This is a genomic window from Polyangiaceae bacterium (assembly GCA_015075635.1).
In the GTDB taxonomy this organism is placed as follows: Bacteria; Myxococcota_A; Polyangia; order Polyangiales; family Polyangiaceae; genus JADJKB01.
Genome location: JABTUA010000003.1, coordinates 1,681,516 through 1,707,045, shown reverse-complemented (window position 1 = coordinate 1,707,045; position 25,530 = coordinate 1,681,516). Strand labels below are relative to the sequence as shown.

Below are 25,530 nucleotides of genomic sequence, written 5' to 3'. Positions count from 1 at the left end.
GTCAGGCTTCGCGCTCGCGGATGGCGCCGAGGCTCGCGTCTTCGGTCCCTGCATAGGGTTCCGCGACGAAGGCTGCGAGGATCTCCCTCGCCACCTGCTCGCTCGTGCTGCGCAGGCTGAGCGCGAGCACGTTGGCGTCGTTCCACTTGCGGGCCCCGCGCGCCGTCTCGGCGTCGGCGCAGAGGGCGGCGCGGACACCGGGCACCTTGTTGGCCGCGATGGAGACGCCGGTGCCGGTCCAGCAACAAACCACGCCAAGGTCGAAGCGCCTGGCGGCCACCCCCTCGGCCACGTCGAGGGCGGTCTTGGCCCAGGGCTCGCTCACGCCCACGGCGGCACCGTGAGGCACCACCTCGTGTCCCTGCTGCTCCAGCCAGCCACGGATGCTCCCCACCAAGTGCGTGTCTTCGTCCGCTCCCAGCGCGATCTTCATCGCGCCGGATGATAGCAGGCGTACTAACCTCGTCGCGCCATGTCGTACCGTGCCTTGGTCGCCCTCGCCTTGTGCGGGGCGGCTTGCGACCGAGCCGAGCCGCCCACGTCGCCGTCGTCCGTCAACTCGGCCCAGAGCTCGCCGCAGCGAGAGCGCCGCTCATCGAAGCCCAATCGGGAGCTGGCGCGCGCGGACGCCGCGGCGCCGCCGGATGCCAGCCCGGCACCGAGCGACGCTGGTGAGGCGGCGCCAGCGAGGGACGCCGGTCCGACTGCTCTCACGCCGCCCGAGCTGCGCGACGCGGACGGCACGCCCCTGCCGCAGACCGAGGCCGAGCCCAGCTCCAGCTCGCCCTGGTTCGAGGCCGGCGCGCGCGCGCTGTTCCGGGCCATCCAGGCCGACGACCCGTCGATGGCGGAGGGCTTCTTCTTCCCCCTCGTCGCCTACGAGCAAGTCAAGGACGTGAAGGACCCGAAGCGCGACTGGGAGCGGCGCCTGATGGCGAACTTCCGCCGAGACGTCCACGACTACCACGAGCGCCTGGGCCCGGACGCCAAGAGCGCCCGCTTCGTCGGCGTCGAGCTGGCCAAGGAGCGCTTGAAGTGGATGAAGCCGAGGAGCGAGGGCAACAAGCTCGGCTACTACCGAGTCACGCGCAATCGCCTGCGCTACGAGACCGCCCAGGGCAAGCCGGCGTCACTGGAGCTCACCAGCCTGATCTCCTGGCGCGGCGAGTGGTACCTGGTGCACCTGAATGGCTTCGACTAGGGACACCCCTCAGTCGCCGCCCCCCAGCTCGGAGCCCTCCTTGGCGCAGCGCGCGCCGGCGCGGCAAGCGGCGCACAGGAGGTAGCCGCAGCGCGGATCGATGTGCACGTGCTGGTAGCTCTTGCACACCGAGCAGCGTTGGTCGCCGAACGCAGCCTCCGCCATACCGACCCGCTCGAAGTCCGAGCGGGTCACGATGCCGGTCAGTCGCCCACCGGTCAGGACCAGCACCGAGCCCACGCCCTTCTCGGCCATCGTCGCCGCCGCCTCGGCCATCAGACACTCGCTGCCGATGCTGACCGGCGGCGCGTGCATGATGGACGACACGTCGCTGTCGAGCTTCGCATCCTCCAGGTCGCAGGTGCAGACGACCCCCACCGCGCGCCCAGCTACCACGACGGGCAGGTGGGTGATGGCGTGCTCGCGGGCGAAGTCCAGCGCGTCCGCGACGCGCATGCCCGGCTCCACGCCCAGCACTGCCTTGCTCATGATCTCGCGAACGGGGGTCAGTCCTGTCGCCATGCGTCTCCTCCTCCATCACTCGGCGCTGGCGGGGGCGAGCGCCGAGAGTGCTTCGGCCATCAGGGACTCGGACACGGCCTCGCGCTGGTCGGCCATGTGGATGGCCGCCGCCCTGAAGCGCAGCCCGGAGTAGCTGGCGAGGATGCGCTTCAGCATCGGCTGCTCGTCCTGCGGGCGGGACAAGATGTCGTAGAGGCGCGTGCGCACGTTGTGAGCGGACTCCGCCCACACCACCCGCTCCTCCAGATCCTTGCCGCCCCGGATGAGCGCGAGCACGCCCGCCTCGTCCGGCGCCACGTCCAGCCGCTCGAGGTCGAGCAGCGTGTCGTCGGTCCAGGAGACTCCGCGGGCCCTGTCCCAGTGCGGGAACGCCGACGGATGCGCCGCCGGTAGGCCGAGGAGCCCCCGGATCACGTCGATCGACGAGGCCACGCCCACCGCGCGTCCCTCGGCGTCCACCACCACGGCGCGGTGAACGCCCTTGTCCGCGATCACCCGGGCGGCCTCCTCGACGCTGGCGTCGGAGCGCACGGTGACGGCCGGCACCGTCATCCGCTCCGCCACCGTGGCGGGCGATGGCGCGCGCAAGAGGTCACGGAAGGACGCCAGCCCGATGGGCTTCTTCGCCTCGTCCAAGACGGGCGCAGCCGTGATGCCGAGCCCGAGGATGTACCCGAGCGCGTCGTCGGTTCCGTCGTGAGTGCGCAAGCTGAAGAGCTCGCCGTTCATGATCTCCTTGACCGTTCTTGGCATGACGCGCTCCCTTCTCGCCTCACACCAGGCGAGCGCGGAACTGCTCGAGGGCCTTCTTGAGATCCTTCGCCAGCGCGACGCTGGCATCTTTGACGAGCACGCCGTCCTCACGCGCCTCGCGCTCGAGCTGGTCGAGGCGCGGCTCGAGCGCCTTCCACGCGCTCTTCGCGTCGAGCCCCGCCAGGTGGACTTTGACCCGAATCTCGTCGCGCAAGCGCAGGAGCTCGGTGAGATCCTGGTTGAGATTCCGCTTGAGGTTTTCTGTAGTGGTCATGGCGATTTCGATGAAACGGGCAAGCTCCGTTCCAGCAAGATAGCCCGCTGATTCCGGTGGCCAGCTGGAGCTCGAGTACGCAAGGACTGCGGGCAGGCATGCGCCCGCGGCAACCCGTGCGTGAGGTCGGAGGGGGAGCGCGGCCGACCCGCGGTGTCGGCGACCGGTACGCCAATTGCCTCGGATCCGACGCATGAGCCCACGGGTGATCGTCAAACCGAGGCCCGCGCGCGGGGCGCGGCCCAACCTCGATGATTACGAGCGAGCCCGATCGGTCTTCCGTTGGGACAAGGCGCGCTCGCTCTTGGACGGATTGCCCGGCGGGCGCGGGCTCAACATGGCGTACGAGGCGATCGACCGTCACGTCGTCCGCGGCCGCGGCGGCCACGTCGCGCTGCGGTGGTTGCCCAAGCACGGCGAGCCCGTCGAGCTCAGCTACGAAGACCTCCATCGGCGCACGAACCGCTTCGCGAATGCCCTCGCCAAGCTCGGCGTCGCGCCGGGAGATCGCGTCTTCGCGCTGCTCGGCCGCATTCCGGAGCTGTACGTGACGGCGCTCGGCACGCTCAAGCACCGCGCGGTCTTCTGCCCGATGTTCTCGGCCTTCGGCCCCGAGCCGATCCGGCAGCGTCTCGAGCTGGGAGGCGCCCGAGTGCTGGTGACGACCACGTCGCTCTACAAGAAGAAGGTCGCGAGCATCCGCGCGGCGTTGCCGTCCCTCGAGCACGTGATCATCGTGACCGACGAGGGCCTGCCGCCGGAAGGAACGCTCGGCTTCCACGAGCTGGTGGACAGCTCCAGCGCCCGCTACGAGATCGAGCCGACCAGCGCCGAGGCGCCGGCGCTCCTGCACTTCACCAGCGGAACCACCGGGACGCCGAAGGGCGCGCTGCACGTGCACAAGGCTGTGCTCATGCACCACGTGACCGGGCGCCTCGCGCTCGACCTGCACGACGACGACGTGTTCTGGTGTACCGCAGATCCCGGCTGGGTCACCGGGACGTCCTACGGCATCATCGCGCCGCTCACCAACGGCGTGACGATGCTGGTGGACGAGGCGGAGTTCGAAGCCGAGCGCTGGTACCGCACGCTGGAGGAGCAGCGGGTGACCGTCTGGTACACGGCGCCCACCGCGATCCGCATGTTGATGAAGGCCGGCAGCGAGCTGCCGAAGAAGTACGATTTGTCCCGCGTGCGCCTGGCGGCGAGCGTGGGCGAGCCGCTGAATCCCGAGGCCGTGCTCTGGGGCGCCGACACGCTCGGCCTGCCGTTCCACGACAACTGGTGGCAGACCGAGACGGGCGGGATCATGATCTCGAACTTCGCCTCGATGGACATCCGCCCGGGCTCGATGGGGCGGCCGCTGCCGGGCGTGGAGGCTGCCATCGTGCGCAGAACCGCCAACGGCGTGGAGGTCGTGGAGACCCCAGGTGAGCAGGGCGAGCTCGCGCTCCGGCCCGGCTGGCCCAGCATGTTCCGCGCCTACCTGAACGCGCCGGAGCGCTACGAGAAGTGCTTCGCGGGCGGTTGGTACCTGACCGGTGATCTGGCGAAGCAGGACCCCGACGGCTACTTCTGGTTCGTGGGGCGGGCGGACGACGTGATCAAGACGGCGGGGCACCTAATCGGCCCGTTCGAGGTCGAGAGCGTGCTGGTAGAGCACCCGGCGGTGGCGGAGGCTGGGGTGATCGGCAAGCCCGATCCGGTCGCTGGGGAGATCATCAAGGCGTTCGTCTCGCTGCGGCCGGGCTTCACCTGGAGCGAAGAGCTGTCGCTCGGGATCCTGGGTCACGCCCGCAAGCGCTTGGGTCCGGCGGTGGCGCCCAAGGAGCTCGCCTGCACGGCCGATCTGCCCAAGACGAAGAGCGGCAAGATCATGCGGCGCTTGCTCAAGGCGCGCGAGCTCGGCCTGCCCGAAGGCGATTTGTCCACGTTGGAGAGGAGCGAGTCGTGATCGAGACGCGCGAGCGAGCGCTCGAGCTGTTCGAGCAGATGCTCCTGATCCGGCGCTTCGAGGAGAAGTGCGCGGAGGTCTACAGCGCCGGGAAGATCCGCGGCTTCTTGCACCTGTACATCGGCGAAGAGGCCGTGGCGGTCGGGGGGATGGCCGCGCTCTCGCCCGACGACAACGTCGTCGCCACCTACCGCGAGCACGGGCACGCGCTCTGCCGAGGGCTCTCGGCGAGCTCGGTCATGGCGGAGATGTTCGGCAAGACGAACGGCTGCAGCCGGGGGCGCGGCGGCTCCATGCACCTGTTCTCTCTCCCTCACCGCTTCTACGGTGGCCACGCCATCGTCGGCGCAGGGCTGCCGGTGGCCGTGGGACTCGCCCTGGCCGCTTCGATGCTGGGCGAAGAGCGCGTCACCGCGTGCTTCTTCGGCGACGGCGCGGTGGACGAGGGCGAGTTCCACGAGTCGATGAACCTGGCGGCGCTCTGGCGCGTGCCGGTGCTGTTCGTGTGCGAGAACAACCTGTACGCCATGGGCACTGCGCTCGAGCGGCACGAATCGGTCACCGATTTGTGCGTCAAGCCCCGCGCCTACGGCATCCCCGCCGAGAACGTCGACGGCATGGATCTGTTCGCGGTGGAGGCGGCGATGCGCCACGCCGTGAGCGAGGTCCGCCGGCACCGGAGCCCGTTCTTCCTCGAGGCCAGGACCTACCGCTTCCGCGCGCACTCGATGTACGACGCGGAGGCCTACCGGACCCGCGACGAGGTGAACGAGTGGGCGGGAAAGCACGATCCGATCGAGCTGGCGGGGGCAGAGCTTCGAGGACGGAGCTGGCTCGACGATGCGGCGCACGCGGACATCGAAGCGCGCGTCGCTGCCGAGGTGGCTCTGGCCTGCGAAGCCGCCGAAGCCGGACCGCTCGAGCCCGTCGCCGATCTGACGCGCGACGTGTACACGCCGGAGGCGCGATGACCACGCTGAGCTACCGCGAGGCGATCCGCGCTGCCCTGCGCGACGCGCTGCGGGCCGATCCACGAGTGTTCCTGATGGGCGAGGACGTGGGCCGCTACGGCGGCGCCTACGCCGTCAGCAAGGGTCTGCTCGAGGAGTTCGGCCCCGAGCGCATCCGAGACACGCCGCTGTCGGAGAGCGGGTTTCTGGGCATGGGCATCGGCGCGGCGCTCGGCGGCATGCGCCCCATCGTCGAGATCATGACGGTCAACTTCAGCCTGCTGGCGCTGGATCAGGTGGTGAACAACGCGGCCACGCTGCGCCACATGTCGGGCGGTCAGCTCAGCGTGCCGCTGGTGGTGCGCATGGCCACCGGTGGCGGGCGCCAGCTCGCCGCCCAGCACTCCCACAGCCTGGAGGGCTGGTACGCCCACGTCCCCGGCATCAAGGTGCTGACCCCAGCGACGGCGCAGGACGCCCACGACATGCTGCCCGCAGCCCTGGCCGACCCCGATCCGGTGTTCATCTTCGAGCACCAGCTCCTGTACGCGAGCGAGGGCGAAGTGGACCTCGGCGCCCCGCCCGCGAAGATCGGCGTCGCGGAGGTGCGGAGGCCCGGCACGGACGTGAGCCTCGTCACCTACGGAGGCTCGCTGTTCAAGGCCCTGGACGCCGCCAAGGAGCTGGAATCCGCGGGCGTCAACGCGGAGGTGCTGGACCTCCGGACCCTGCGCCCCCTCGACGTGGACGCCGTGTGCGCGAGCGTGGCGAAGACCCATCGCGTCGTCTTCGTGGACGAAGGCTGGAAGACCGGCAGCTTCGCCGCCGAGCTCGCGGCGGTGTGCGCGGAGCGCATCTTCTACGAGCTCGACGCGCCCATCGCTCGCGTGTGCAGCGCCGAGGTTCCCATGCCCTACGCCAAGCACCTGGAAGACGCGGCGCTGCCGCGAGCGGAGACCATCGCCGCCGCCGCCAAGGAGCTCCTGGGTCATGGCTGAGTTCGTGATGCCCTCCCTGGGCTCCGACATGACGGCGGGCACGCTGGTGCTCTGGCGCGTCGAACCCGGGCAGCTCGTGCAGCGTGGCGACATCGTCGCGGAGGTGGACACGGACAAGGGCGTGATCGAGGTCGAGGTGTTCACGAGCGGCCGGGTCGAGAAGCTCCTGGTGAGCGAAGGCGCCAAGGTCCCGGTGGGGACGCCGCTGGCGCTGATCGCGGAGGACGGCGCGCCAGCAGCGCCGCCCGCGCCACCGCCGGTCGCCGCTCCGCCGGTCGCCGCGCCACCGGTCGCCGCTCCGCGCTCGCTGCACACGCCGCTCGCCGTCGCGCCGCCGCGCCTGCGCATCTCGCCCTCCGCGCGCCGGCTGGCGCGCGAGCTCGGCGTGGACCCTAGCCGGCTCACCGGCACCGGCCCCGGCGGCGCCATCAACCGCGAAGACGTGAAGCGGGCAGCGACGGAGCCCCCGGGGGCCGCGCCCGCCGCGCCGGCCGACGACGCCCGCGCGCGCATGCGTCAGGCCATCGCCCGGGCCATGGCGCGCTCGAACCGTGAGATCCCCCACTACTACGTCAGCCACAGCATGAGCTTCGGGGCGGCGCTGGGGTTCTTGGAGCGCGTGAACGCCGAGCGCCCCCCGCCGGAGCGGCTCGTCTACGGCGTCCTCTTGCTGCGCGCGATCGCGCTCTGCCTGCACGATTTCCCCGAGCTGAACGCCAGGTGGGAGAACGACGCGCTGGTCGTGAGCCCCGCGATCCACATCGGCATGGCCATCTCGCTCCGGGAAGGCGGGCTGGTGATCCCGGCGATCGTGGACGCCGACCAGCTCTCGCTCGACGCACTGATGCAGCGCCTCCGAGATCTGGTCGAGCGCGCGCGCCGCGGGCAGCTGCGCTCGAGCGAGCTGTCGCTCGGGACCATCACCGTGACCAGCCTGGGCGAGCGCGGGGTCGAGAGCGTGGCCGGCGTGATCTACCCGCCCCAGACCGCCATCTTGGGCTTCGGCACGCCGGCGCCCCGACCCTGGGTCGTGGACGGTCAGGTCGTCCCGCGCCCGGTCTTGCACATGACGCTCGCCGGCGATCACCGCGCGAGCGACGGGCACCGCGGCGCGCTGTTCCTGGCGAAGCTGGAGAAGCTCCTCTCCGAGCCTGGAAAGCTCTGATGCCTACCTGCAAACGACAACGTCGACGACGCCTCCGCCGACGTTGTACTCCGCGCCCTGCGCCAGCTCGATCTTGCCCAGCGCACCGACGCGCGGTGGCGCGGAGAGCACCTCGACCTTCGCGCGGTAGCTGGTCATCTGGCCGTTCGTGAGGGAGACGACCATGTTGACGCTGTTGAAAGGCACGGCCCAGTCGGCGGTCAGCTTGAACACGCGGTCGGGATGGTCCGGTCGAGCCGCGTCGGTGCAGCTGACGCGGCGGCTGAACAAGACGATCTCCGCCCCGAACACCGGGTCCCCCGGATCCCGAAACACCGCGCCGAACTTCACCGGCAGCGGCGGCGAGAGCTTCGGTTCCGGCGCGGCGCCCAGACCAAGCGGCCCCGCGTCGCCGGTGTCCTCCGCGGCGGCATCCGGAACGGTCTCGCCGGCCGGGCCGCCGGAGTCCTCCTCCGGCGCGGGCATGGGGACGGACACCGCGCGCACCGGCAGATCGTCGGCCTGGCCGGGTGAGCCAGCGCGCTGCTTCGGCCCGCAGCCGAGCGCGATGACGACGAGCCCGAGGGCGAGGCGCATGCCGCGACGGAGCCTATCAGCTTGACCGCCTCCGATATTAGAACTACTATTCCAATATCTGACGCCGCCATGCTGCTGCGATTCCACGAGGAGCTCCCGCTGTCCGCGGCGGACGTGTACGCCTACTTCCGCACACCGGAGGATTGGGTGCGGCTCTACGGCGCGTTCGGAGATGTCGAAGCGCTCGACGATGGGTGGCGCGTCGTGCGCCTGAGAGGCTTCCCCTTCCCCCTCGTCGCCAAGATCACCCTCGACCAACCGAACCAGCGCGTGCGCTGGAGCTTCCGTGGCTTCTGGGAGGGTGAAGGGGAGGTCGAGCTGGAGCCGAAAGGCGACGGCGTGGTCGTCGACGGTTACGAGCGCATCCGGCCCCGAGGGCTCGGCCTGCTCGCTCCCTTGGCCGAGCGCCTGTATCTGGAGAAGCGCTTTCGCGCCATCTGGGCCCTCGGCTTCCGGCGGCTCCGGCGGCGCGCAACGGCGCGGGGCTGAAGCATGGGGCGGAGCCCGAAGTTCAGCCGTCACGACATGCTGCGCGCGGCGCTCGAGCTGGCGGCGGACGCCGGGCCCCACGCGCTGACGATTGCGTCGTTGGCCGCAGAGCTGGGAGCCCCCACCGGGAGCATTTACCACCGCTTCGACGGCCGAGAGCAGATCCTGGCGGAGCTGTGGATGCAGACCGTCGAGGGCTTCCAGAGCGACTTCATCGCGGCGCTCGCCCGGGCAGACGACGCGCAGGGTGCGATCGCGGCCGTGCGGAGAACACTGGACTGGACCCGCCGCCACGTGCGCGAAGCGAGGCTCCTCCTGCTCCACCGCCGGCAAGACTTCGTGCCCGGAGCCTGGCCGCCGAGCCTGGTGGCGCGCGCGGCGGCGCTCGAGCCCGCCCTCGGCGAGGCGTTGCGGGCCTTCGCGCGGCGCGCGCTCGGGCGCGCAGACGCCAACGCGATGGTGCGCGTGCGTTATGCCCTCCTCGACGCGCCGCTCGGCGGAGTGAAGCCATACCTCCAGGCGGGGAAGCCGCCGCCCCGTGAGCTCGACGCCTTGGTGGCCGAGACCCTCTTCACATCTCTGGCCCGAGCATCGAGTACGACCTCGGCACCGGTCCGGGATCGTCGATGACGGAGCAGGACGGGCGCGATCTCTACGTCGCGAAGCTCTGGCAGTGAGTCAAGCGTCGGCGCGGAGCTTCGCGACCGGCACGCGCAGGCGCTCGTGCCCGGCCACCTCCGGCTTGCCCACGATCTGGAAGCGCTCGCCAGCCTCGATGCGCGCCTGAAGCTCGCGCTGGAGCGCGTGGTCCTCCGAGTCCACCCACAGGTCGGGCGGTGGCGTCTCCACCGCACCCGCGGGGTCGCGGGCGAGGTTCAAGAGCCGCGCTTCGGCGACGTCCACGCCGTAGGTCAAGGTCCAGGGTTCGCTGTGCGCCGGAGTCCAGGCGCTCAGGAGCTCGAGCGGACCGAGACGCGTGTGGATGCTCAGCGCGCTCGAGTTCCACTGCGTCGCGCCGATCTGACGTGCGGCGCGGTAGACGCCCAGACCGTAGGCCTTGGTCAAGCCGCCCAAACCGTCGAGCCCTTCGCTCGGGACCTGCGGCGCCATGCTGGCCAGGTTGTGCGCCATCCAGACGCCGCGCTCGTGCGTCGGAATGGCGATGAACATCGAGAGCGGGACCAGGCCGTGGTAGCCCGCTTCCACGCGCAGCAGCTCGCGCGTGTTCGGCTGGAGCTCGGCGACGTCGGCGCCGAAGCCGACGATGCCACCCGGCAACTCGGCGCCGTCGAAGAACACCCAGCGCGGCATGGGCATGCCCTCCGGCCCGAACGTCGCCGCGTCCAGGCGCCGGAGCAGCTCCAGAAATGGCGCCGAGGCGACCCGCAGCGGATCCATGCGGTCGCGCTCCTGGATCTCGAGACCGAAGGCCGCGCAGTCGAAGGCGGACTGGTGCTCGGTGATGGCGACCACGAACGGGCGCAGGCGCGCGAGCAGCGCCCGGTTCTTCGGCTCGAGCTGCCTCATTCCGCCCCCCATCGGACGCGGGCGCGGGCGTCGTGCGTGGTGTCGGTCGCGCCCACCAACCGCAACTTCTCACCCGCCTCGATGCGTTGCTGCATGGCACGCAACGCGGGTTCGTCCTCAGGCGCGACCACGACGCCAGGCCCTTTCGTCGCGAGCGGCTGGCGGAGCGCGCGCTCGAGCCGCTCCGGCGCCGCGTCGAGGGCGAACACGCAGGTGGCTGCGTGGGTGTGCGCCGGAACCCAGGCAGCCCGCACCTCGAGCGGCGCGAAGCAGGCGTGGACCGCCAGGCTCGGAGAGGACCACTGCATGGTGCCGTGCACCCGGCGGGGCGCGAGCGCCGCTAGGCTGAACGCCAGTGTCTCGACGCAGAGGTGCAGGTCGTCGGGCCCGGGCTCGAGGGCGAGCAGGGACGAGATCGAGAACACGAGCCACTCTCCCGGCTGCACCATCGGGGTTGCCATGCACATGCTGAGCGGCGTGAACTCGTCGTCGTCCGGCAGCGCGGCGCGCACGCTCGCCGGGAAACGCCGCGGCGACCCGCCGAAGCCGAACAGGGCTCCGGGCAGCTCCGCGCAGTCGTAGAACGCCCAGCGCGGCATGCGCAGGCCGTGGGGACCGAAGGTGAGCTCGTCCAGCCGCTCGAGCCGGTCGAGCAGGTCCTTGCTGGACAGTCGCGTCGGGTCGTACCAACGCAACGACTCGCGCGCGAACCCGAGCGGCCGCTCCGCGAGCCGCGCGCGCAGGCCCGGTGTCGCGACCACCCAGGGCTCCAGGGAAAGCGCCTCCGCTACGCTCATCCCCGGGAGCCTACACGGGACCGCGCTCAGCTGCACTGGTTCGGGCACTTGTCGACGACGCACATGAGCGCGGAGTACCAGAGCGAATAGGCCACGTCGTTGACCGGACAGATGGCCTTCAGGCAGGCCTTCAGCTCGCTCGAGCCACCCTGGAAGCAGGCCGAGGACGCGGCGTCGTTCTCCGCCAAGCAGGTGTCGAAAGCGACGCAGTCGTTGCTCCCGAGCCAGCACGACTCGAGCAGGCTGCAGCAGTTCTGCGCGGCGCAGCTGTTGCAGGCAGCGCTCATTCCCGAGAGCTCCACGCCGCAGCTCGCGCCGCCGCTACCGCCGGAGCCGCCGCCGCCGGTCGCGCCGTATCCCCCGGAGCCTCCCGATCCGCCGCCCGAGCCGCCGAAGCCCGCCTCGAGGCACGCGCCACTCACGCAGGCCGCGCTGAAGGTGCACGAACCGCCGGAGTACGAACAGCTGCCGCTGCCGGTCTTCCCGCTGAAGGTGCCGCTGCAGTGCGTCTCGGAGTCGCCGAAGCTCAGCTTGTTGCCGCTGATGCTCCCGGAGAGCGAGCCGGTCACGTCGCAGCTCAGCGCGATCTGGCATCCTTGCTGCGAGATGTAGCAGCTCGAGTCCGAACAGTTGCCGCTGATGCTGTACTGCCCGGCGATGGAGTCGCAGCTGCCGCTCCCTCCGCCGTCGCCACCGCTGCTGCTGCACGCCGCGAAGAAGAACGAGAGCACCGCGACCGTCGAGACGACCTGGCGAAGCATGGGCACCTGCCTTTCGTGCCCTAGCGCCGAAGCAAGAGCGGTGCCCGCGCGAGCGCTCGGGACGGGCGCACGCTTCGCGCAGGTGTTGCGCGCGTCTCGCTTCGAAGCGCAACCCAGGCGGAATGGATCGGGCTTCGCATGCGCGGAACGCGCTGGCACGTGTTCTGCAATCCCCTGGCGCATGCCGGACCGAAGTCAGCTCCGTGACAGCGTGCTCCGCGCGCTCCATCGCGTCGCCCCGGAGGCCGACACCGCTGGCCTCGCGCCCGACGCCGACCTGCGCGAGGAGCTCGACATCGACTCGATGGACTTCTTGAGCTTCGTCACCGCCCTACACAAGGACCTGGGCGTCGACATCCCGGAGGCTGATTACCCGAAGCTCTTCAGTCTCGACGGCGCGGTGAGCTATCTTGCGGGGGCGATGGGGGACACCTGATGGACGCCTGGCTCCTGCCCCGGCAACGGCTCGGTGAGCTGCTGAGCGCGCTCGGCGCCCAGGGCTACGACGTGATCGGGCCCACGCTCCGGGAAGGCGCCATCGTCTACGACTCCATCCAGAGCGACGCCGAGCTGCCCATCGGCCTCACCGACGCCCAGGAGCCCGGGCGCTACCGCGTCGAGCAGAGACAGGACCAGGCCGTGTTCGGCTTCGCGGTGGGCGCGGGCTCCTTCAAGCAGCAGTTCCACGTGCCGGAGGAGCGCCTGTATCGAGTCCACCGCGAGGGCAAGTCGCTGCGCTTCACCCCCGAGCCGGTCGAGAAGAAGAAGCTGGCGCTGCTCGGCGCGCGCGGCTGTGACCTGGCCGCGCTCGCGATCCAGGATCGGGTGCTGAAGCACGACCGGTACCACGACGAGCGCTACGCCGCCCGGCGCTCCGACGTGATCGTGGTCGCCGTGCACTGTGGCGCGCCTTCGGCGAGCTGCTTCTGCACGTCCATGGGCACGGGGCCGCGCGCAGCAGGCCCGTGGGATCTGGCGCTGACCGAGCTCCTGGAGGGCGATCACCGCTTCATCGTCGAGACGGGTAGCGCCATCGGCGTGACGCTCGTGCGCGAGCTCGGGCTCCGGCCGGCGAGCGTGCTCGACCGGGTGCGCGCCGCGAAGGTGCCGGTGAGCTCGGCGGAGCGCATCACCCGCCGCCTGGAGACGGTGGGCCTGCGCGAGCGCCTGGCCGACAACCCCGACCACCCGCGCTTCGCCCAGGTCGCCGAGCGCTGCCTCGCCTGTGCCAACTGCACGTTGGTGTGTCCGACCTGCTTCTGCACCACCATCGAGGACTTCACCGAGCTCGACGGGAGCAGTGCCGAGCGCCGCCGGCGCTGGGACTCGTGCTTCACCAGCGACTTCTCCTACATCCACGGCGGCGCGGTGCGGCCGAGCACGGCCGCGCGCTACCGGCAGTGGATCACCCACAAGCTCTCGACCTGGCACGAACAGTTCGGCTCGTCCGGCTGCGTCGGCTGCGGCCGCTGCATCACCTGGTGCCCGGTAGGCATCGACATCACCGAAGAAGCCGCTGCCGTCGGCAGCACGGGCAAAGGCGCCCGCAAATCGGAGTGAGCCCCATGGAAGTCGAATCGCTCGCACGTTCGCTCGCTGATCAGCCCTTCTGCAAGGAGCTCACCCAGGCCCAGGTCGAGTTCCTGGCGGGCTGCGCCCGGAACGCGCGCTTCGAGGCCGGAGACTACGTGGTCCGCGAGGGCTCCCTCGCGGACGCCCTGTTCTTGATCCGCAGCGGGCGCATCGCGGTCGAGAGCTACGTCCCCGGCAAGGGCTCGGTCAAGGTGGACACGCTGAACCCAGGGGACATTCTGGGCTGGTCCGTGCTCTTGCCGCCGTTCCGCTGGCACCTGGACGCGCGCGCTCTCGAGCCGACGTTGGCGTTCGCCCTCGATGCCAACTGCGTCCGCGGCAAGGTGCAGGCCGACCACGGCTTCGGCTACGCCTTCACGCTGCGCCTCTTGGCGGCAGCCTCCCAGCGCCTGATGCAGGCGCGTTTGCAGCAGCTGGACGTCTACAAAGCGGAGCTTCGATGAGCGATCCGCTGTTCCCCGAGCCGATGGAGGTGCTGCGCGTCCGGCGCGAGACGGACGACACGTTCAGCTTCGATCTGGACGCCCGCCCGCGCGGCGGCTTTCGCTTCGCTCCGGGACAGTTCAACATGCTCTACGCCTTCGGTCTCGGCGAGGTGCCCATCTCGATCAGCGGTGACCCGCTGAGGCCTGCCGTCTTGACCCACACCATCCGCGCCGTGGGTCCCACCACGCGGGCGCTGGAGAAGCTCCGCAAAGGAGACAGCGTCGGGGTGCGCGGTCCGTTCGGCACGCCCTGGCCGGTGGACGAGGCGCAGGGCAAGGACGTGATGCTCGTGGCCGGCGGCATCGGCCTGGCCCCGCTGCGACCCACCATCTACAGCGTGCTCTCGCGTCGCAAGGTGTTCGGCAAGGTCCACATCGCCTACGGCGCGCGCACGCCCGCCGAGCTCCTGTTCGTGAAGGAGCTCGAGAAGTGGCGGGGCCGCATCGACGTGGATCTGGAGGTCACCGTGGACCGTGGCGACCCCGACTGGCGCGGGCATACCGGCGTGGTCACCAAGCTGCTTCGGCGCTTCGACCTCGCGCCCGAGAGCACCGTGGCCATGCTGTGCGGACCGGAGGTGATGATGCGCTTCGCGTCGCGCGAGCTCGAGGGCCTGGGCGTGCCGGCGAGCCGCGTCTACCTGTCCATGGAGCGGAACATGAAGTGCGCGGTCGGCTCCTGCGGGCACTGCCAGCTGGGCCCGACCTTCATCTGCAAGGACGGCCCGGTCTACCCGCTGACGAAGATGGCGCCGCTCATGAGCGTCAAGGAGCTCTAGCCGTGAAAGCGCCCAAGAAGCCCAAGCTCGCGGTGTTCAAGCTGGCCTCCTGCGACGGCTGCCAGCTCAGCTTGCTGGACTGCGAAGACGAGCTCCTGGCGGTGGCCGGCGCCGTGGAGATCGCCTACTTCCTGGAGGCATCCAGCCGCATCGTGAAGGGCCCCTACGACCTGACGCTGGTCGAGGGCTCCGTCACCACCGAACACGACGCGGAGCGTCTGCGCGAAATCCGCAAACTCAGCAAGAAGCTCGTGACCATCGGCGCCTGCGCGACCGCCGGCGGCATCCAGGCGCTGAGGAACTACGCCGACGTGAACGACTACCTCCGGGTCGTGTACGCGAGGCCCGAGTACATCCGGACGCTGGCCAGGTCGACGGCCGTGGCGGAGCACGTACCGGTGGACTTCGAGCTCAGGGGCTGCCCGATCGACAAGCGGCAGCTGCTCGAGGTGCTGAACGCCTTCCTCAACGCCCGTCCGCCCCGCATCGGCAACCACTCGGTGTGCCTCGACTGCAAGCGACGCGGCACCGTGTGCGTCATGGTGGCGCAGGGCACACCCTGTCTCGGGCCGGTGACCCACAGCGGCTGCAACGCCCTCTGCCCGAGCTACACGCGGGGCTGCTTCGCCTGCTTCGGCCCGGCGGAGAGCGCCAACCCCGAAGGGCTGAGACCGGCGCTCGCGAAGCTCGGCCTCACGGGCCCGGAGGTCGCGCGGCTGTACGCGACTTTCAACGCCGCCGCACCGAAGTTCGCGGCAGAGCACCTTCAGCTCGCAGGCGAGAAGGAGCGCGGGCCGTGAGCACGAACACCCGCACCATCAAGGTCGACTTCTTGACCCGCGTCGAGGGCGAAGGCGCCCTGACCATCCGCTTCAAGGGCAAGGAGCCCAAGAGTGTCGAGCTCCGCATCTTCGAGCCGCCGCGCTTCTTCGAAGGGTTTCTGCGCGGCCGTTCTCAGCTCGAGGCGCCGGACGTCACCGCGCGCATCTGCGGCATTTGCCCCGTCGCCTACCAGATGAGCGCCTGCCACGCCATCGAGGATGCGGCCGGTGTGGAGCTCGGGCCAGAGCTCCGCGCGCTCCGGCGCCTGCTCTACTGCGGGGAGTGGATCGAGAGCCACGTCCTCCACATGTTCATGCTGCACGCCCCGGACTTCCTCGGCTACCCCGACGCCATCCACATGGCCAAGGACCACGGCGAGCTGGTCAAGGCGTCGCTGCGCATGAAGAAGGCCGGCAACGCCATCGTGAACGTGCTGGGTGGGCGCGAGATCCACCCCATCAACGTCTGCGTGGGCGGCTTCTACCGCGCACCGACCGTGGCCGAGCTCCGCGCGCTCCATCCCGAGCTCAGTTGGTCGAAGCAGGCGCTGGCGGCGGCGATGCCCACCCTCGCCGGGCTGCCGTTCCCGGACTTCGAGCGCCCGGTCGAGTTGGTCAGCCTGAAGCACCCCGACGAGTACCCGTTCTGCGAGGGCCGCATCGTCTCGAGCCGGGGGCTGGACATCGACGTCCACGACTACGAGGCGCACTTCGAGGAGCAGCACGTCGCCCACTCGACGGCCTTGCACTCGGTGCGCGTCGGACACGGCCCGTACGTGGTTGGCCCGCTGGCACGCTTCAACCTGTGCTTCACCGAGCTACGGCCCTTCGCCCGGGAAGTCGCGGAGTCGTTGGGCCTCCGGCCACCGCTGCTCAATCCGTTCAAGACGCTGCTGGTGCGCGGCGTCGAGACGCTGCAAGCGCTGGACGAGGCCATCGCGCTGATCGAGGCCTACCAACCGCCCGCGCGCTCGCGCGTCCCGGTGCCCAGCCGCGCCGGAGTGGGCCGGGCCGCCACCGAGGCGCCGCGAGGGACGCTCTACCATCGCTATCGCGTCGACGCCGAAGGCCTGATCGAGGAGGCCAAGATCACCCCACCTACGTCCCAGAACCAGAAGTCCATCGAGGACGATCTGTTCTCGATCGCGACTCGGCTCGCGGAGCTGCCCCACGAGGAGGCGACCCGGCTCGCCGAGCAGACCGTGCGCAACTACGACCCCTGCATCTCGTGCTCCACCCACTTCCTCCGGCTCCGTCTGGAGCAGGAGGACTGAGTGGCGGTCCGGGTGATCGGGCTCGGCCAGCGCGCAGCTGGCGACGACGGCGTGGGCCTCTGCGTGCTCGACGCGCTGGCGGCGAACCCTCCAAACGGCGCGGAGCTCCACCAGGTAGCGGATCCCGCCCGGCTGGTGGAGCTGCTCCAGGGCGCCGAGCGCGTGGTGCTTGTGGATGCGGCGGTCGGTGCGGGGCCAGCAGGGGGCGTGCTCGCGCTCGGGCTCTCCGAGCTCGCGGAGGCGCCGCTCTCACCGGTCTCGACCCACGGCATCAGCGTCAGGCAGGCCTTGGAGCTGGCCCGGGTGCTCGCGGGCGGGGCGCTGCCCGAGGTTCTGCTCTTGGCCGTAGCCATCGAGCCGCCGACCGCCCATGGCACGGAGCTGTCTGGACCGGTCGCCGCGGCGGTGCCCGTCGCGGCGGCGAAGGTCCGCGAGCTGCTCGCCAAGTGAGGAAGACATGCACGAATCCGCCCTGGCCCGCGGCCTGCTCGAAGCCGTGCTCCAGCTCGCCCAGGAGCGAGGCGCCAGGCGCGTGCGCCGGGTCGTCGGCGAGCTGGCCGAGACCGAGCACCTCCACGCGGACGCCATCGGCTTCCACTTCGCGGCCCACGCCCGCGGTACCGCGGCCGAAGACGCGGCGCTCGAGCTGGCGTTGACACACTTGGAGGCTCGCTGCCGGGCCTGCGCGACCAGCTACCGTCCGGAGCACCACCTCACGCTCTGCCCGGCCTGCGGCAGCACGGACGCCGACGTCATGGGCACACCGGGCCTTCGAATCGACAGCCTGGACGTCGAGTAATTGTGCGAAAGTAGGCCTCGTGCGCATTGGGCTCACGGTGCGGGGAGTCGTGCAGGGCGTCGGCTTTCGGCCGAGCGTGGCGCGGCTCGCCCACGCGCTCGGCCTGAGCGGCTTCGTGAGGAACGAGCGCGGCTCGGTGCGCATCGAGGTGCAAGGCGAGCGCGCGCTCGAGTTGGCCGATGCCCTGCGCGCGCTGCCGCCCCCGATCCGGGTCGAGAAGCTGGAGCAGGAGACGCTGGCGGAGCGCGCGGAGTCTGACTTCGTCATCGCCCAGAGCGACGCCAGCGCCGCCGTGGAGGCTGCGCTCCCCGCCGACCTCGCCACCTGCGCGGAGTGCGCGGCCGAGATCGAGGACGCGAAGGCCCGCCGCTTCCGCTACCCTTTCACCAACTGCACGCGCTGCGGCCCGCGCTTCAGCATCGTCGAGGCGCTGCCCTACGATCGCGGCCGCACCAGCATGAAGCGCTTCGAGCTGTGCGCGGACTGCTCGGCCGAGTATGGCACGGAGGGAGACCGCCGCTTCCACGCCGAGGCGATGGCTTGCCCCGCCTGCGGCCCTGTCCTCGAGCTCCTGGACTCTGGCGGCAAGCGCCTCGCGACACGAGAAGAGAGGCGCTGCAGCGTGCCGCCGCGTTGCTCCGGCAAGGGGGCATCCTCGCGCTGCGCGGGCTCGGCGGCTTTCAGCTCCTGACCGACGCCACGGACGACGAGGCGGTGCGCCGCCTGCGCTCGCGCAAGCATCGCGAGGAGAAGCCCTTGGCAGTGCTGTTCGAGTCGCTCGCGAGCCTCCGCTCGCACGCGGAGCTCTCGGATCGGGAGGAGCGCTGGCTCACCAGCGCTGAGGCCCCAATATTGCTCGTGCAGCGGCGCGCAGAGTCGAACGTCGGCGGCTCGGTGGCCCCGGGCAACTCCAGGCTCGGCGCGATGCTGCCGTACACGCCGCTCCACCGCATCCTGGCCAAGGCCGTGGGCCGCCCGCTGGTCTGCACCAGCGGGAACCGCGCCGAGGAGCCGATGTGCACTGCCGTCGCGGACGCGGTGAAGGAGCTCGGGGAAATCGCGGACGAGCTCCTGGTGCACAACCGCGAGATCGTGCGGCCCGTCGACGACTCCGTGGCGCGAGTCGGTCCGAGCGGCCTGTGCCTCGTGCGGCGCGCGCGAGGCTTCGCGCCACGCCCGGTGGCCAGCCTGGACACGGCGCTCACCGTGCTGGCGCTGGGCGCGAACCTGAAGAGCACGGTCACGCTGCTCCACCGCGGCCAGCTCGTCCCCAGCCACCACCTGGGCGATCTGGAGAGCAGCGCGGCCATCGCTGGGCTCGAGCGCACCGTCGGCGACCTGTGTCGCTTCTTCGACGCCAAGCCCGACGTGGTGTGCTGCGATCTTCACCCCGACTATGCCTCGAGCGAGCTGGCCGCGCGCCTGGCGCAGGAGCTCGGCGTGCCGCTCTTGCGGGTGCAACACCATCACGCGCACGTCGCCTCGGCCCTGGCCGAGCACGACGTCGGGCACCGAGTGCTCGGCTTCGCCTGGGACGGCAGCGGCCTCGGCACCGACGGCACCATCTGGGGTGGCGAGGCGCTGGTGGCCGACGGCGCCCACGCCGAGCGCGTGGCTCACCTCCGGCCGTTCCGCCTGCCGGGTGGCGACGCGGCAGCGCGCGACCCGCGGCGCGCGGCGCTCGGGGTGCTGCACGCGATCGATCCCGCGCTGGCGGAGCGCTACGCGAACCGCTGGTACCCGGCGGCCCACGCCAAGGTGCTGCTCGGCATGCTGGAGAGCGCCGACCACTCCCGCCCTACCAGCAGCCTGGGCCGGCTGTTCGACGCGGTCTCCGCCCTGCTCGGGCTCTCGGAGCGCTCGAGCTTCGAGGGGCAGGCCGCGCTCGAGCTCGAGCTGGCAGCGGAGCGCGCTGCGCCCGAGGCGCCTTATCCAATCCCGCTCGGCGACGCGTCACCGGCAGTCATCGACTGGGAACCCGCAGTGCGCGCCGTGCTCGGCGAAGGCGATCCACACCTGGCAGCGGCGCGCTTCCACGCGACGCTGGTCGGGGTCACCGCGCTCGTCGCGGAGCGCGTGGCCCTGAAGGACGTGGTGCTCGCCGGCGGCTGCTTCCAGAATCGGCTGCTCGCCGACGGCGCCCGCGCGCTGCTCGAGGGCCGTGGGTTTCGCGTGCTCTCGCCCGAGCTCGTCCCGGTGAACGACGGCGGCGTCTCGGTGGGACAAGCCTTCGTCGCCGCGAGCGTCATGGGGAAGAGCTGAAGCGCGCCTACTTGCAGCTGATGCTCGCCTCGTGCAGGTGACCGTTCACGCTACTGGTCCGGGTGGTCACGCTCTCCCCCGCCTGCAGCTTCTTCATCTCCTCGTCCTTGAGCACGATCGCGTGCTCGTGATCCCCGCCTTTCACGGCGTAGCCTCCACCCATTCCGCGCTTCACGTGATCGGCGGGGATGTCCACGGCGTGCCCGTGGTTGCCGCTCAGCTCGACTTGCGTGCCGTTCTGCACGCACTTGCTCGCGGCAGCACCTCCACCCTTGTCACACCCCGACACGAGAGCAGCGACGGCGACCGACCAGAGCACCAGAGAAACCCGAATCCACTTCGACATGTGAGCCTCCGCAGCGTCCGCCGGATCGCCCGGTGGGACAGCCGAATCCGTTGCGAGAGACGTGCCACCCGCGGAGTGCTTGCTCACCGCCCAAGCAGGGGCTCGCGCCCGCTCCGGCGGAAACTTTTGCGGCGACCGCCGGCTGCTGCGGCAATCCGTGCGCAGCACGCCTCGGACCCGGGCAGGATTCCGGTTTGGCCTTCGTGGCGCACGCCTTGCTTCGACAGCGGGGAAATGGCCGGTCTACTTCGCATCCTGCTCGCGACCGACTTCGGACGGGCCGCCGCCTTGGCACGCGCGGATGCGGCGTTGCTCTCTCGTCTGTACCAAGTTCCCGTGGACGTCGTTCACGTGCACGCGTCCGAGCCCAGGACCCGGGCCAGCGAAGCCGCGCGCGACGCCCGCACCCGAGAGCACCTGGCGGAGTGCCGTGAGGCCCTGCTCGCAGACGGCGCACGCCTCGGAGAAGAGCGCTCGACCCGGGGCAGCGCGGCCGAGGCCGTGCTCCACACCGCCGAAGCGCTGGACTCCAGCGTGATCGTGCTCGGCGCCGGCGACCGCGCCCACGACACCGGGGCAACGGCGGAGACCGTCGCGCGCTTCGCGCGGCAGCCGGTCTGGATCAGCCGCCCGCGGAGCGAGCCCGGCCTCGCGCGGGTGCTCGCAGCCGTGGATTGCTCGCCGGCGTCGCGCGAGGCGCTGTCGTTCGCGAGAGCGCTGTGCGACCTCTGCGCGGGCACCCTGACCATCGCTCACGTGCTCGAGCACCCGGACTTCGTGGCGGGTGCCGATACCAGCGCCGGGGAGCTGTCCGAGCACGCGGCGCGCGCCAAGGCAGCGCTGCTCGACTTCGTCACTCCGGAGCTCGGGCCGACCGTGCGCTACGAGTGGGGACGACCGCACGAGGTCCTCGACCGCATCGCGCGCCAGGAGAAGAGCGATCTCTTGGTGATGGGACGCGCAGGGCTGGGTGGTCTGCGCCGGGTCTTCCTCGGCGGAACCGCGGAGCGGCTGTTGCGCGCGGCCACCTGCTCCCTCCTCCTGACCAGCCCTGCCGGGCCAACCTGAGGCTCATGTCTCTCAGGCGTCGCATCGTGCGCTCACTCGCCGACGCGCTCCTCGGTCCGGCCGAGCGCGAGGTGGCGCGTCAGCTCGCGTTTCGCGACGCGGGCCACGGCTTCGACGTGCTGGGGTTCCAACCGGAGGCATTCGCCGTTGCGATGGGCGTGTGTCGCTTCGCCTACGATCGCTACTTCCGCGTCGAGAGCCACGGCGCGGAGCACCTGCCGCGCTCCGGCGCGGCCATCCTCGCGTCCAACCACAGCGGGCTGCTCCCCATCGACGGCGCCATGATCGTCGCGGACGTGGTGCGTCACACCTCGCCGCCGCGGGTGGCGCGGGTGATCGGGGACGTGTTCATCCCCCTCATGCCCTGGGTGGGCACGGTTTTCAGCCGCATCGGGGTCGTCGCGGGCAGTCAGGGCAACTTCCGCCACCTGCTCGAGACGGGCGAGCTGGTGTTGGTCTTTCCCGAGGGCGCGCCGGGCATCGGCAAGGGCTGGGACAAGCGCTACCAGCTCCAGGATTGGCGGGTGGGGCACGCCGAGCTCGCGCTTCGACACCGCGTCGCCGTGATCCCCGTAGCCGTGGTGGGAGCGGAGGAGGCCTGGCCGGAGCTCGGTCGCATCGACTCGTTCCACGTCTTTGGAGCTCCATTCCTGCCCATCCCCGCCACCCCGCTGCCCCTGCCGGTGCGCTTCCACGTGTACTACGGCGAGCCGCTCCAGCTTCACGACCGCTTCGCCGATCCGGACGACCCCTCGGCGGTCCGCGACGCCGCCCACGCGGTGAAGGAGGCCGTCGAGGCACTGATCGCGCGGGGCCTCTCGGAGCGAAAGGGGCTGTTTCGATGAGGCGTGTGCTCGTCATCGGCGCGACGACGCCCATCGGGCGCGCGCTGGTCGAGGCGCTGCTCGGCGAACCGAGCACGGGGCTCGTGCTGGCCGTCGGTGCAGAGGCCGACCCCATCCCGCTCGGTGCGCACGAGCCGGACCGTTATCGCTACCGGCAAGTGGACCTGACCCGAGGCCGAGAGCTGCACGACCTGCTCTTCGCCGACGCCCGCGAGCTGGGCGTCGAGGTAGTGGTGCACAACGCGCTTCACCGCCGCGCCCACGACGAGGGGCCTCGCGTCCACGCGCTGAACGTCGAGAGCACGCGCGAGCTGCTCTCGCTGTGTGAACGCCACCCTACCATCCGGCGCTTCGTCTTCCGCAGCGCGAGCGCCGTCTACCACCTCGATCCTGGTCGCTCGACCTTGCTCTCCGAGGACGACCCGCTCGAGCTCTCGCCGGATGCACCGCAGAAAGTTCGGGACCGGGTCGAGGCAGATCTGACCGTATGCACGCGCATGGGCATGTCACGCCTCCAGATCGTGGTCTTGCGTTGCTCGGAGATCCTGACGGCTGACATCGGGAGCCAGCTCCACGACTACCTCTCGTCGAGCCTGTGCCTCCGGCCCCTCGGCTTCGATCCGATGCTGCACCTCCTGTCGCTCGAAGACCTGACCCGCGCGCTGGTGCTCGCCATCGACAGCCAGGACAGCGGTGTGTTCAACATTCCGGGCGCCGACGTGCTCCCCCTCTCGCGGGCCATCGAGCTCTGGGGTCGAGTCGGCGTTCCGGTCCCCGGACCGCTCCTGGCCCCGCTCTACCGCCTGCGCGCGAGCGCGCTCGGGATGGACTTCCGCTACGATCTGAACCACCGGCGCTTCCATTTCAGCGCGGTGCTCGACGGCCGGCGCGCGCGCGAGCGCCTGGGCTACGAGCCGAAGCACCGCATCGCCTGGCCGGCGGAGTAGAGGCGCGCGCTACTCAATCCTCGAAGAGCTCTTGTGCGGCTCGCAGCACGTCCACGTAGCTGACGATGCCGACCAGCTCCTGGGTGTCGGGACGAACCACCGGAATGGCGCCGACCTTCTGATCGAGCATCATCTCAATCACGTCGGCGAGGTCGGTCTCGGGAGTCACGCTGACGACGTCGGCGTTCATCACGGTCGACACGGGCTGGGCCAGACGGCGCTGGACCTCCTCGGGCTTCTCGAGCTCGATCATGCTCGGTGTCATGAACGCGCGCAGGTCGCGATCGCTGACGATGCCGACGAGCTGACCGCCATCGACGATGGGTAGGTGCCGGAAGTCACTCTCGAAGAGCGTCATGATGACCTTCCGAATGGAAGTGCTGGACGACACGGTGATCGGGGCCTCGGTCATGACGTCTTCGACAACCATTGCTCGAGCTCCTCGCTTTCGCGCTATCTTCCTGCCCTGACGCGATGCAACGTGCATGCCCCTGGTTCGACACTTGCAAACCCGTTGTTCGCCGACGACGTCGGACCCGACCTGCGCAATGCGTGCGCAAGAACCCCAACCGGCGCAGGCAGTGCGCGAGAGGTGAGTCACCATGAGCTCCAACAGAGAATCCACTCACGCCGCCATCGGGCCACATCGCTCGGGCGGTGAACCTGCGGGCCCAGCAGAGACCACTCCGGTCGGCGAGGTGATGACCAAGCACGTCGTGTGCGTGCCGCCGGACCTGGGCATCGAAGCCTTGACCGATCTGTTCCTGGAGCGCGGCATCAGTGGCGCGCCGGTGGTCGACTCCAGCGGTCGCACCCTCGGGATCGTGTCCAAGACGGACGTCCTCCGGGACTACGCCGACCGCGGTGAGACCGGCGAGGTCGGAAAGCCGGAGCTCCAGAGCGGAGGCATTCGCGCCCAGCTCGACCGCGGCATGCACGTCCAGGAGCTGCGCGACGCCACGGTGCGGGACGTGATGACCCCGCTCGCGTTCACGTTGCCGGAGTCGGCCTCGATAGCGCGCGCCTCGGCGTTGATGGCCCTGGAGGGAGTACACCGCGTGCCGGTCGTAGCCCCGAACGGCAAGGTCGTGGGGATCCTGAGCGCGCTCGACGTGCTGCGCTGGTTGGCGTTGCGCGAGGGGTACACGGTGCCAACCCCCCGGCATTGACAGCGGCACGACAATTGCGACCCTGAGGGCCCAACGTGACCGAATACCGCCGAATCCTCTGCCCCGTCGACGCCTCCGAGTGCTCTCGGCTGGCGCTCGTGACGGCGCTCTCCCTCGGGCGGCGCTTCGGCTCGACGGTCGAGCTGCTCCACGTCTACCACGTCCCCGCCTACGTCCAGCCCAGCGTGCTGGTTTGGGCGGCAGTCGGCCCGCGTCCGCTCTGGGAGCTCGCGGAGGAGCAGGCCAAGACGGAAGTGGAACGCTTCTTGGCCAGCCTGTCGGCCGAGGACCGCGCTCTGGTCGAAGTGTCGCTCGAGGTGGGCGACGCCGCGACCACCATCGTGGAGCGGGCCAGACAGAAGCACGCCGATCTGGTGGTGATGGGCACGCACGGCCGAACGGGCGCGCGCCGCGTCGTGCTGGGCAGCGTGGCGGAACGCGTGGTCAGGCTCGCCCCCTGCCCCGTGCTGGTGGTACCGATGGCAGAGCACGCGTCGGGCGCCGAAGAGAGTCCGGTCGGGTCCAAAGGAGCGTCGAGATGAACTACCTGCGTCGAATCCTGGTTCCAGTCGATTACTCCGCGTGCTCGCGGGCCGCGCTGGAGCACGCGGCCATGTTGGCGAAGAGCTTCAACGCCAGCATCGACCTCTTGTACGTCTGGGAGGCGCCGGCGTTCGTCGCGCCGGAGGCCATGGTCGGCGCCGCGGGCACGACGCAGACGCTGGCGCAACTCGCCAGTGACCAGGCCCAGGCTGCGATGCGCGAGTTCGCCGCCCAGGCTCGCGAGGACGGCATCGAGATCGCCAACACCCGGGTGGAGCAGGGTGACCCCGCTCACACCATCGTGACCTTGGCCGAGCGCGAGGGCTACGACCTGGTGGCCATGGGCACCCACGGTCGCAGCGGCTTCGCTCACCTGCTCCTCGGCAGCGTCGCGGAGAAGGTCGTGCGCCGCTCCACACGCCCGGTCCTCACGGTGCGGACCGCCGAAGGCGAACGCTAGGGCGGCGGTTGCTTTCGTGCCCGTGTTTGCCGCCACGCCCTGCCATCGTCGAGGTTGTCGTCGAGATGCACTCGGGAAACGCCAGGCGTAACTCCCACTTGACGGAGGGAGTGCGCCGGCCTCGCCAGTGTTCTCCTGGGTCTTGGTCTCGGTGGCGGATCGCGATCTGCTC

The 25,530-nt window shown here is 70.4% G+C and carries 32 protein-coding genes and 1 pseudogene; 23 read left to right on the top strand and 10 right to left on the bottom strand.

Annotated features, from left to right (window positions below; all coding sequences use genetic code 11):
- Position 1: 1 nt before the first annotated feature.
- Complete coding sequence (locus HS104_38260) at positions 2-433, bottom strand: RpiB/LacA/LacB family sugar-phosphate isomerase (protein MBE7485804.1); 432 nt, start codon at positions 431-433, stop codon at positions 2-4.
- A gap of 39 nt (positions 434-472) precedes the next feature.
- Here HS104_38260 and HS104_38255 point away from each other — a divergent pair, with 39 nt between their 5' ends.
- On the top strand, positions 473-1,201 hold the full coding sequence (locus HS104_38255) for a hypothetical protein (protein MBE7485803.1): 729 nt from the start codon (positions 473-475) through the stop codon (positions 1,199-1,201).
- A gap of 9 nt (positions 1,202-1,210) precedes the next feature.
- Here the strand turns inward: HS104_38255 and HS104_38250 are convergent, their stop codons facing one another.
- From HS104_38250 to HS104_38240, 3 genes are read right to left on the bottom strand one after another with little or no spacing between them, the layout of a single operon-like run.
- Positions 1,211-1,723, bottom strand: a complete 513-nt coding sequence (locus HS104_38250) for a CBS domain-containing protein (protein MBE7485802.1) — start codon at positions 1,721-1,723, stop codon at positions 1,211-1,213.
- 15 nt (positions 1,724-1,738) lie between these two features.
- Positions 1,739-2,476 carry a CBS domain-containing protein gene (locus tag HS104_38245; protein MBE7485801.1) on the bottom strand — a complete coding sequence of 246 codons (738 nt, stop codon included), beginning with the start codon at positions 2,474-2,476 and terminating at the stop codon, positions 1,739-1,741.
- A gap of 19 nt (positions 2,477-2,495) precedes the next feature.
- Positions 2,496-2,750, bottom strand: coding sequence for a hypothetical protein (locus HS104_38240; GenBank protein MBE7485800.1), 255 nt, complete (start codon positions 2,748-2,750; stop codon positions 2,496-2,498).
- A gap of 193 nt (positions 2,751-2,943) precedes the next feature.
- Here HS104_38240 and acsA point away from each other — a divergent pair, with 193 nt between their 5' ends.
- The 4 genes from acsA to HS104_38220 are packed head-to-tail and all read left to right on the top strand — an operon-like array spanning position 2,944 to position 7,817.
- On the top strand, positions 2,944-4,704 hold the full coding sequence (gene acsA, locus HS104_38235) for an acetate--CoA ligase (protein MBE7485799.1): 1,761 nt from the start codon (positions 2,944-2,946) through the stop codon (positions 4,702-4,704).
- A 38-nt stretch (positions 4,705-4,742) separates the two neighbouring features.
- A complete protein-coding gene (gene pdhA, locus HS104_38230) occupies positions 4,743-5,675 on the top strand; it encodes a pyruvate dehydrogenase (acetyl-transferring) E1 component subunit alpha (GenBank protein ID MBE7485798.1) in 933 nt (310 codons plus the stop codon).
- A complete protein-coding gene (locus HS104_38225; protein ID MBE7485797.1) occupies positions 5,672-6,652 on the top strand; it encodes an alpha-ketoacid dehydrogenase subunit beta in 981 nt (326 codons plus the stop codon). Before pdhA ends, HS104_38225 begins: the two co-directional genes overlap by 4 nt.
- Positions 6,645-7,817: a 2-oxo acid dehydrogenase subunit E2 gene (locus tag HS104_38220; GenBank protein MBE7485796.1), complete on the top strand. Its 1,173-nt coding sequence runs from the start codon at positions 6,645-6,647 to the stop codon at positions 7,815-7,817. The genes HS104_38225 and HS104_38220 overlap by 8 nt, the downstream gene beginning before the upstream one ends.
- Before the next feature lie 3 nt (positions 7,818-7,820).
- Here the strand turns inward: HS104_38220 and HS104_38215 are convergent, their stop codons facing one another.
- Complete coding sequence (locus tag HS104_38215; GenBank protein MBE7485795.1) at positions 7,821-8,393, bottom strand: hypothetical protein; 573 nt, start codon at positions 8,391-8,393, stop codon at positions 7,821-7,823.
- 69 nt (positions 8,394-8,462) lie between these two features.
- On the opposite strand from HS104_38215, the gene HS104_38210 reads away from it, so the two are divergent.
- Positions 8,463-8,882 carry an SRPBCC family protein gene (locus HS104_38210; GenBank protein ID MBE7485794.1) on the top strand — a complete coding sequence of 140 codons (420 nt, stop codon included), beginning with the start codon at positions 8,463-8,465 and terminating at the stop codon, positions 8,880-8,882.
- A 3-nt stretch (positions 8,883-8,885) separates the two neighbouring features.
- Complete coding sequence (locus tag HS104_38205; GenBank protein MBE7485793.1) at positions 8,886-9,512, top strand: TetR/AcrR family transcriptional regulator; 627 nt, start codon at positions 8,886-8,888, stop codon at positions 9,510-9,512.
- 48 nt (positions 9,513-9,560) lie between these two features.
- Here HS104_38205 and HS104_38200 read toward each other — a convergent pair whose 3' ends face one another.
- From HS104_38200 to HS104_38190, 3 genes and pseudogenes are all read right to left on the bottom strand, one after another.
- The gene (locus tag HS104_38200; protein ID MBE7485792.1) at positions 9,561-10,409 is read right to left on the bottom strand and encodes a hypothetical protein; all 849 of its coding nucleotides are present in this window, start codon (positions 10,407-10,409) and stop codon (positions 9,561-9,563) included.
- Positions 10,406-11,206 carry a hypothetical protein gene (locus tag HS104_38195; GenBank protein ID MBE7485791.1) on the bottom strand — a complete coding sequence of 267 codons (801 nt, stop codon included), beginning with the start codon at positions 11,204-11,206 and terminating at the stop codon, positions 10,406-10,408. Before HS104_38195 ends, HS104_38200 begins: the two co-directional genes overlap by 4 nt.
- 311 nt (positions 11,207-11,517) lie before the next feature.
- Positions 11,518-11,604, bottom strand: a pseudogene (locus tag HS104_38190) (TPM domain-containing protein).
- 544 nt (positions 11,605-12,148) lie between these two features.
- Between HS104_38190 and HS104_38185 the strand changes: the two are divergent.
- The 10 genes from HS104_38185 to hypF are packed head-to-tail and all read left to right on the top strand — an operon-like array spanning position 12,149 to position 19,980.
- On the top strand, positions 12,149-12,403 hold the full coding sequence (locus HS104_38185; protein ID MBE7485790.1) for an acyl carrier protein: 255 nt from the start codon (positions 12,149-12,151) through the stop codon (positions 12,401-12,403).
- Complete coding sequence (locus tag HS104_38180) at positions 12,403-13,527, top strand: 4Fe-4S dicluster domain-containing protein (protein ID MBE7485789.1); 1,125 nt, start codon at positions 12,403-12,405, stop codon at positions 13,525-13,527. Before HS104_38185 ends, HS104_38180 begins: the two co-directional genes overlap by 1 nt.
- A gap of 5 nt (positions 13,528-13,532) precedes the next feature.
- Entirely contained in the window at positions 13,533-14,003 is a 471-nt protein-coding gene (locus tag HS104_38175; protein ID MBE7485788.1) for a cyclic nucleotide-binding domain-containing protein, read from the top strand.
- A complete protein-coding gene (locus tag HS104_38170; GenBank protein MBE7485787.1) occupies positions 14,000-14,824 on the top strand; it encodes an FAD/NAD(P)-binding protein in 825 nt (274 codons plus the stop codon). Before HS104_38175 ends, HS104_38170 begins: the two co-directional genes overlap by 4 nt.
- A gap of 2 nt (positions 14,825-14,826) precedes the next feature.
- Positions 14,827-15,624 carry an oxidoreductase gene (locus tag HS104_38165; protein MBE7485786.1) on the top strand — a complete coding sequence of 266 codons (798 nt, stop codon included), beginning with the start codon at positions 14,827-14,829 and terminating at the stop codon, positions 15,622-15,624.
- Positions 15,621-16,919: a Ni/Fe hydrogenase subunit alpha gene (locus tag HS104_38160; protein MBE7485785.1), complete on the top strand. Its 1,299-nt coding sequence runs from the start codon at positions 15,621-15,623 to the stop codon at positions 16,917-16,919. Before HS104_38165 ends, HS104_38160 begins: the two co-directional genes overlap by 4 nt.
- Complete coding sequence (locus HS104_38155) at positions 16,920-17,369, top strand: hydrogenase maturation protease (GenBank protein ID MBE7485784.1); 450 nt, start codon at positions 16,920-16,922, stop codon at positions 17,367-17,369.
- A 7-nt stretch (positions 17,370-17,376) separates the two neighbouring features.
- Positions 17,377-17,718, top strand: a complete 342-nt coding sequence (locus HS104_38150) for a hydrogenase maturation nickel metallochaperone HypA (protein MBE7485783.1) — start codon at positions 17,377-17,379, stop codon at positions 17,716-17,718.
- A gap of 19 nt (positions 17,719-17,737) precedes the next feature.
- Positions 17,738-18,409, top strand: coding sequence for an acylphosphatase (locus tag HS104_38145; protein MBE7485782.1), 672 nt, complete (start codon positions 17,738-17,740; stop codon positions 18,407-18,409).
- Positions 18,352-19,980, top strand: a complete 1,629-nt coding sequence (gene hypF / locus HS104_38140; protein ID MBE7485781.1) for a carbamoyltransferase HypF — start codon at positions 18,352-18,354, stop codon at positions 19,978-19,980. The genes HS104_38145 and hypF overlap by 58 nt, the downstream gene beginning before the upstream one ends.
- Before the next feature lie 7 nt (positions 19,981-19,987).
- Here the strand turns inward: hypF and HS104_38135 are convergent, their stop codons facing one another.
- The gene (locus tag HS104_38135) at positions 19,988-20,326 is read right to left on the bottom strand and encodes a hypothetical protein (protein ID MBE7485780.1); all 339 of its coding nucleotides are present in this window, start codon (positions 20,324-20,326) and stop codon (positions 19,988-19,990) included.
- Positions 20,327-20,560: 234 nt separating this feature from the next.
- Between HS104_38135 and HS104_38130 the strand changes: the two genes are divergently transcribed.
- Genes HS104_38130 through HS104_38120 form a run of 3 tightly spaced genes read left to right on the top strand, consistent with a single transcriptional unit; the run spans position 20,561 to position 23,186 of the window.
- Entirely contained in the window at positions 20,561-21,394 is an 834-nt protein-coding gene (locus HS104_38130) for a universal stress protein (protein ID MBE7485779.1), read from the top strand.
- A gap of 5 nt (positions 21,395-21,399) precedes the next feature.
- Positions 21,400-22,239, top strand: a complete 840-nt coding sequence (locus HS104_38125; protein ID MBE7485778.1) for an acyltransferase family protein — start codon at positions 21,400-21,402, stop codon at positions 22,237-22,239.
- The gene (locus tag HS104_38120) at positions 22,236-23,186 is read left to right on the top strand and encodes an NAD-dependent epimerase/dehydratase family protein (GenBank protein ID MBE7485777.1); all 951 of its coding nucleotides are present in this window, start codon (positions 22,236-22,238) and stop codon (positions 23,184-23,186) included. The genes HS104_38125 and HS104_38120 overlap by 4 nt, the downstream gene beginning before the upstream one ends.
- Positions 23,187-23,199: 13 nt before the next feature.
- On the opposite strand, the gene HS104_38115 is transcribed toward HS104_38120, so the two are convergent.
- Entirely contained in the window at positions 23,200-23,616 is a 417-nt protein-coding gene (locus tag HS104_38115; GenBank protein ID MBE7485776.1) for a CBS domain-containing protein, read from the bottom strand.
- A gap of 172 nt (positions 23,617-23,788) precedes the next feature.
- Between HS104_38115 and HS104_38110 the strand changes: the two genes are divergently transcribed.
- Genes HS104_38110 through HS104_38100 form a run of 3 tightly spaced genes read left to right on the top strand, consistent with a single transcriptional unit; the run spans position 23,789 to position 25,358 of the window.
- Positions 23,789-24,355 (top strand): CBS domain-containing protein, encoded by a 567-nt coding sequence (locus HS104_38110; protein ID MBE7485775.1) that lies wholly within the window; start codon positions 23,789-23,791, stop codon positions 24,353-24,355.
- A gap of 35 nt (positions 24,356-24,390) precedes the next feature.
- A complete protein-coding gene (locus HS104_38105; protein ID MBE7485774.1) occupies positions 24,391-24,897 on the top strand; it encodes a universal stress protein in 507 nt (168 codons plus the stop codon).
- On the top strand, positions 24,894-25,358 hold the full coding sequence (locus tag HS104_38100) for a universal stress protein (protein MBE7485773.1): 465 nt from the start codon (positions 24,894-24,896) through the stop codon (positions 25,356-25,358). Before HS104_38105 ends, HS104_38100 begins: the two co-directional genes overlap by 4 nt.
- The last annotated feature ends 172 nt before the right edge of the window (positions 25,359-25,530 follow it).

Excerpts from the sequence above, each read along its gene's own strand:
- acsA (MBE7485799.1), top strand. The coding sequence starts at position 2,944 with ATGAGCCCACGGGTGATCGTCAAACCGAGGCCCGCGCGCGGGGCGCGG.
- HS104_38150 (MBE7485783.1), top strand. The coding sequence starts at position 17,377 with ATGCACGAATCCGCCCTGGCCCGCGGCCTGCTCGAAGCCGTGCTCCAG.
- HS104_38175 (MBE7485788.1), top strand. The coding sequence starts at position 13,533 with ATGGAAGTCGAATCGCTCGCACGTTCGCTCGCTGATCAGCCCTTCTGC.
- HS104_38240 (MBE7485800.1), bottom strand. The coding sequence starts at position 2,750 with ATGACCACTACAGAAAACCTCAAGCGGAATCTCAACCAGGATCTCACC.
- HS104_38255 (MBE7485803.1), top strand. The coding sequence starts at position 473 with ATGTCGTACCGTGCCTTGGTCGCCCTCGCCTTGTGCGGGGCGGCTTGC.
- HS104_38170 (MBE7485787.1), top strand. The coding sequence starts at position 14,000 with ATGAGCGATCCGCTGTTCCCCGAGCCGATGGAGGTGCTGCGCGTCCGG.
- HS104_38110 (MBE7485775.1), top strand. The coding sequence starts at position 23,789 with ATGAGCTCCAACAGAGAATCCACTCACGCCGCCATCGGGCCACATCGC.
- HS104_38115 (MBE7485776.1), bottom strand. The coding sequence starts at position 23,616 with ATGGTTGTCGAAGACGTCATGACCGAGGCCCCGATCACCGTGTCGTCC.
- HS104_38100 (MBE7485773.1), top strand. The coding sequence starts at position 24,894 with ATGAACTACCTGCGTCGAATCCTGGTTCCAGTCGATTACTCCGCGTGC.
- HS104_38250 (MBE7485802.1), bottom strand. The coding sequence starts at position 1,723 with ATGGCGACAGGACTGACCCCCGTTCGCGAGATCATGAGCAAGGCAGTG.
- HS104_38210 (MBE7485794.1), top strand. The coding sequence starts at position 8,463 with ATGCTGCTGCGATTCCACGAGGAGCTCCCGCTGTCCGCGGCGGACGTG.
- HS104_38130 (MBE7485779.1), top strand. The coding sequence starts at position 20,561 with ATGGCCGGTCTACTTCGCATCCTGCTCGCGACCGACTTCGGACGGGCC.
- HS104_38180 (MBE7485789.1), top strand. The coding sequence starts at position 12,403 with ATGGACGCCTGGCTCCTGCCCCGGCAACGGCTCGGTGAGCTGCTGAGC.
- HS104_38260 (MBE7485804.1), bottom strand. The coding sequence starts at position 433 with ATGAAGATCGCGCTGGGAGCGGACGAAGACACGCACTTGGTGGGGAGC.
- HS104_38215 (MBE7485795.1), bottom strand. The coding sequence starts at position 8,393 with ATGCGCCTCGCCCTCGGGCTCGTCGTCATCGCGCTCGGCTGCGGGCCG.
- HS104_38135 (MBE7485780.1), bottom strand. The coding sequence starts at position 20,326 with ATGTCGAAGTGGATTCGGGTTTCTCTGGTGCTCTGGTCGGTCGCCGTC.
- HS104_38125 (MBE7485778.1), top strand. The coding sequence starts at position 21,400 with ATGTCTCTCAGGCGTCGCATCGTGCGCTCACTCGCCGACGCGCTCCTC.
- pdhA (MBE7485798.1), top strand. The coding sequence starts at position 4,743 with ATGCTCCTGATCCGGCGCTTCGAGGAGAAGTGCGCGGAGGTCTACAGC.
- HS104_38245 (MBE7485801.1), bottom strand. The coding sequence starts at position 2,476 with ATGCCAAGAACGGTCAAGGAGATCATGAACGGCGAGCTCTTCAGCTTG.
- HS104_38195 (MBE7485791.1), bottom strand. The coding sequence starts at position 11,206 with ATGAGCGTAGCGGAGGCGCTTTCCCTGGAGCCCTGGGTGGTCGCGACA.
- HS104_38200 (MBE7485792.1), bottom strand. The coding sequence starts at position 10,409 with ATGAGGCAGCTCGAGCCGAAGAACCGGGCGCTGCTCGCGCGCCTGCGC.
- HS104_38185 (MBE7485790.1), top strand. The coding sequence starts at position 12,149 with ATGCCGGACCGAAGTCAGCTCCGTGACAGCGTGCTCCGCGCGCTCCAT.
- HS104_38220 (MBE7485796.1), top strand. The coding sequence starts at position 6,645 with ATGGCTGAGTTCGTGATGCCCTCCCTGGGCTCCGACATGACGGCGGGC.
- HS104_38225 (MBE7485797.1), top strand. The coding sequence starts at position 5,672 with ATGACCACGCTGAGCTACCGCGAGGCGATCCGCGCTGCCCTGCGCGAC.
- HS104_38120 (MBE7485777.1), top strand. The coding sequence starts at position 22,236 with ATGAGGCGTGTGCTCGTCATCGGCGCGACGACGCCCATCGGGCGCGCG.
- HS104_38205 (MBE7485793.1), top strand. The coding sequence starts at position 8,886 with ATGGGGCGGAGCCCGAAGTTCAGCCGTCACGACATGCTGCGCGCGGCG.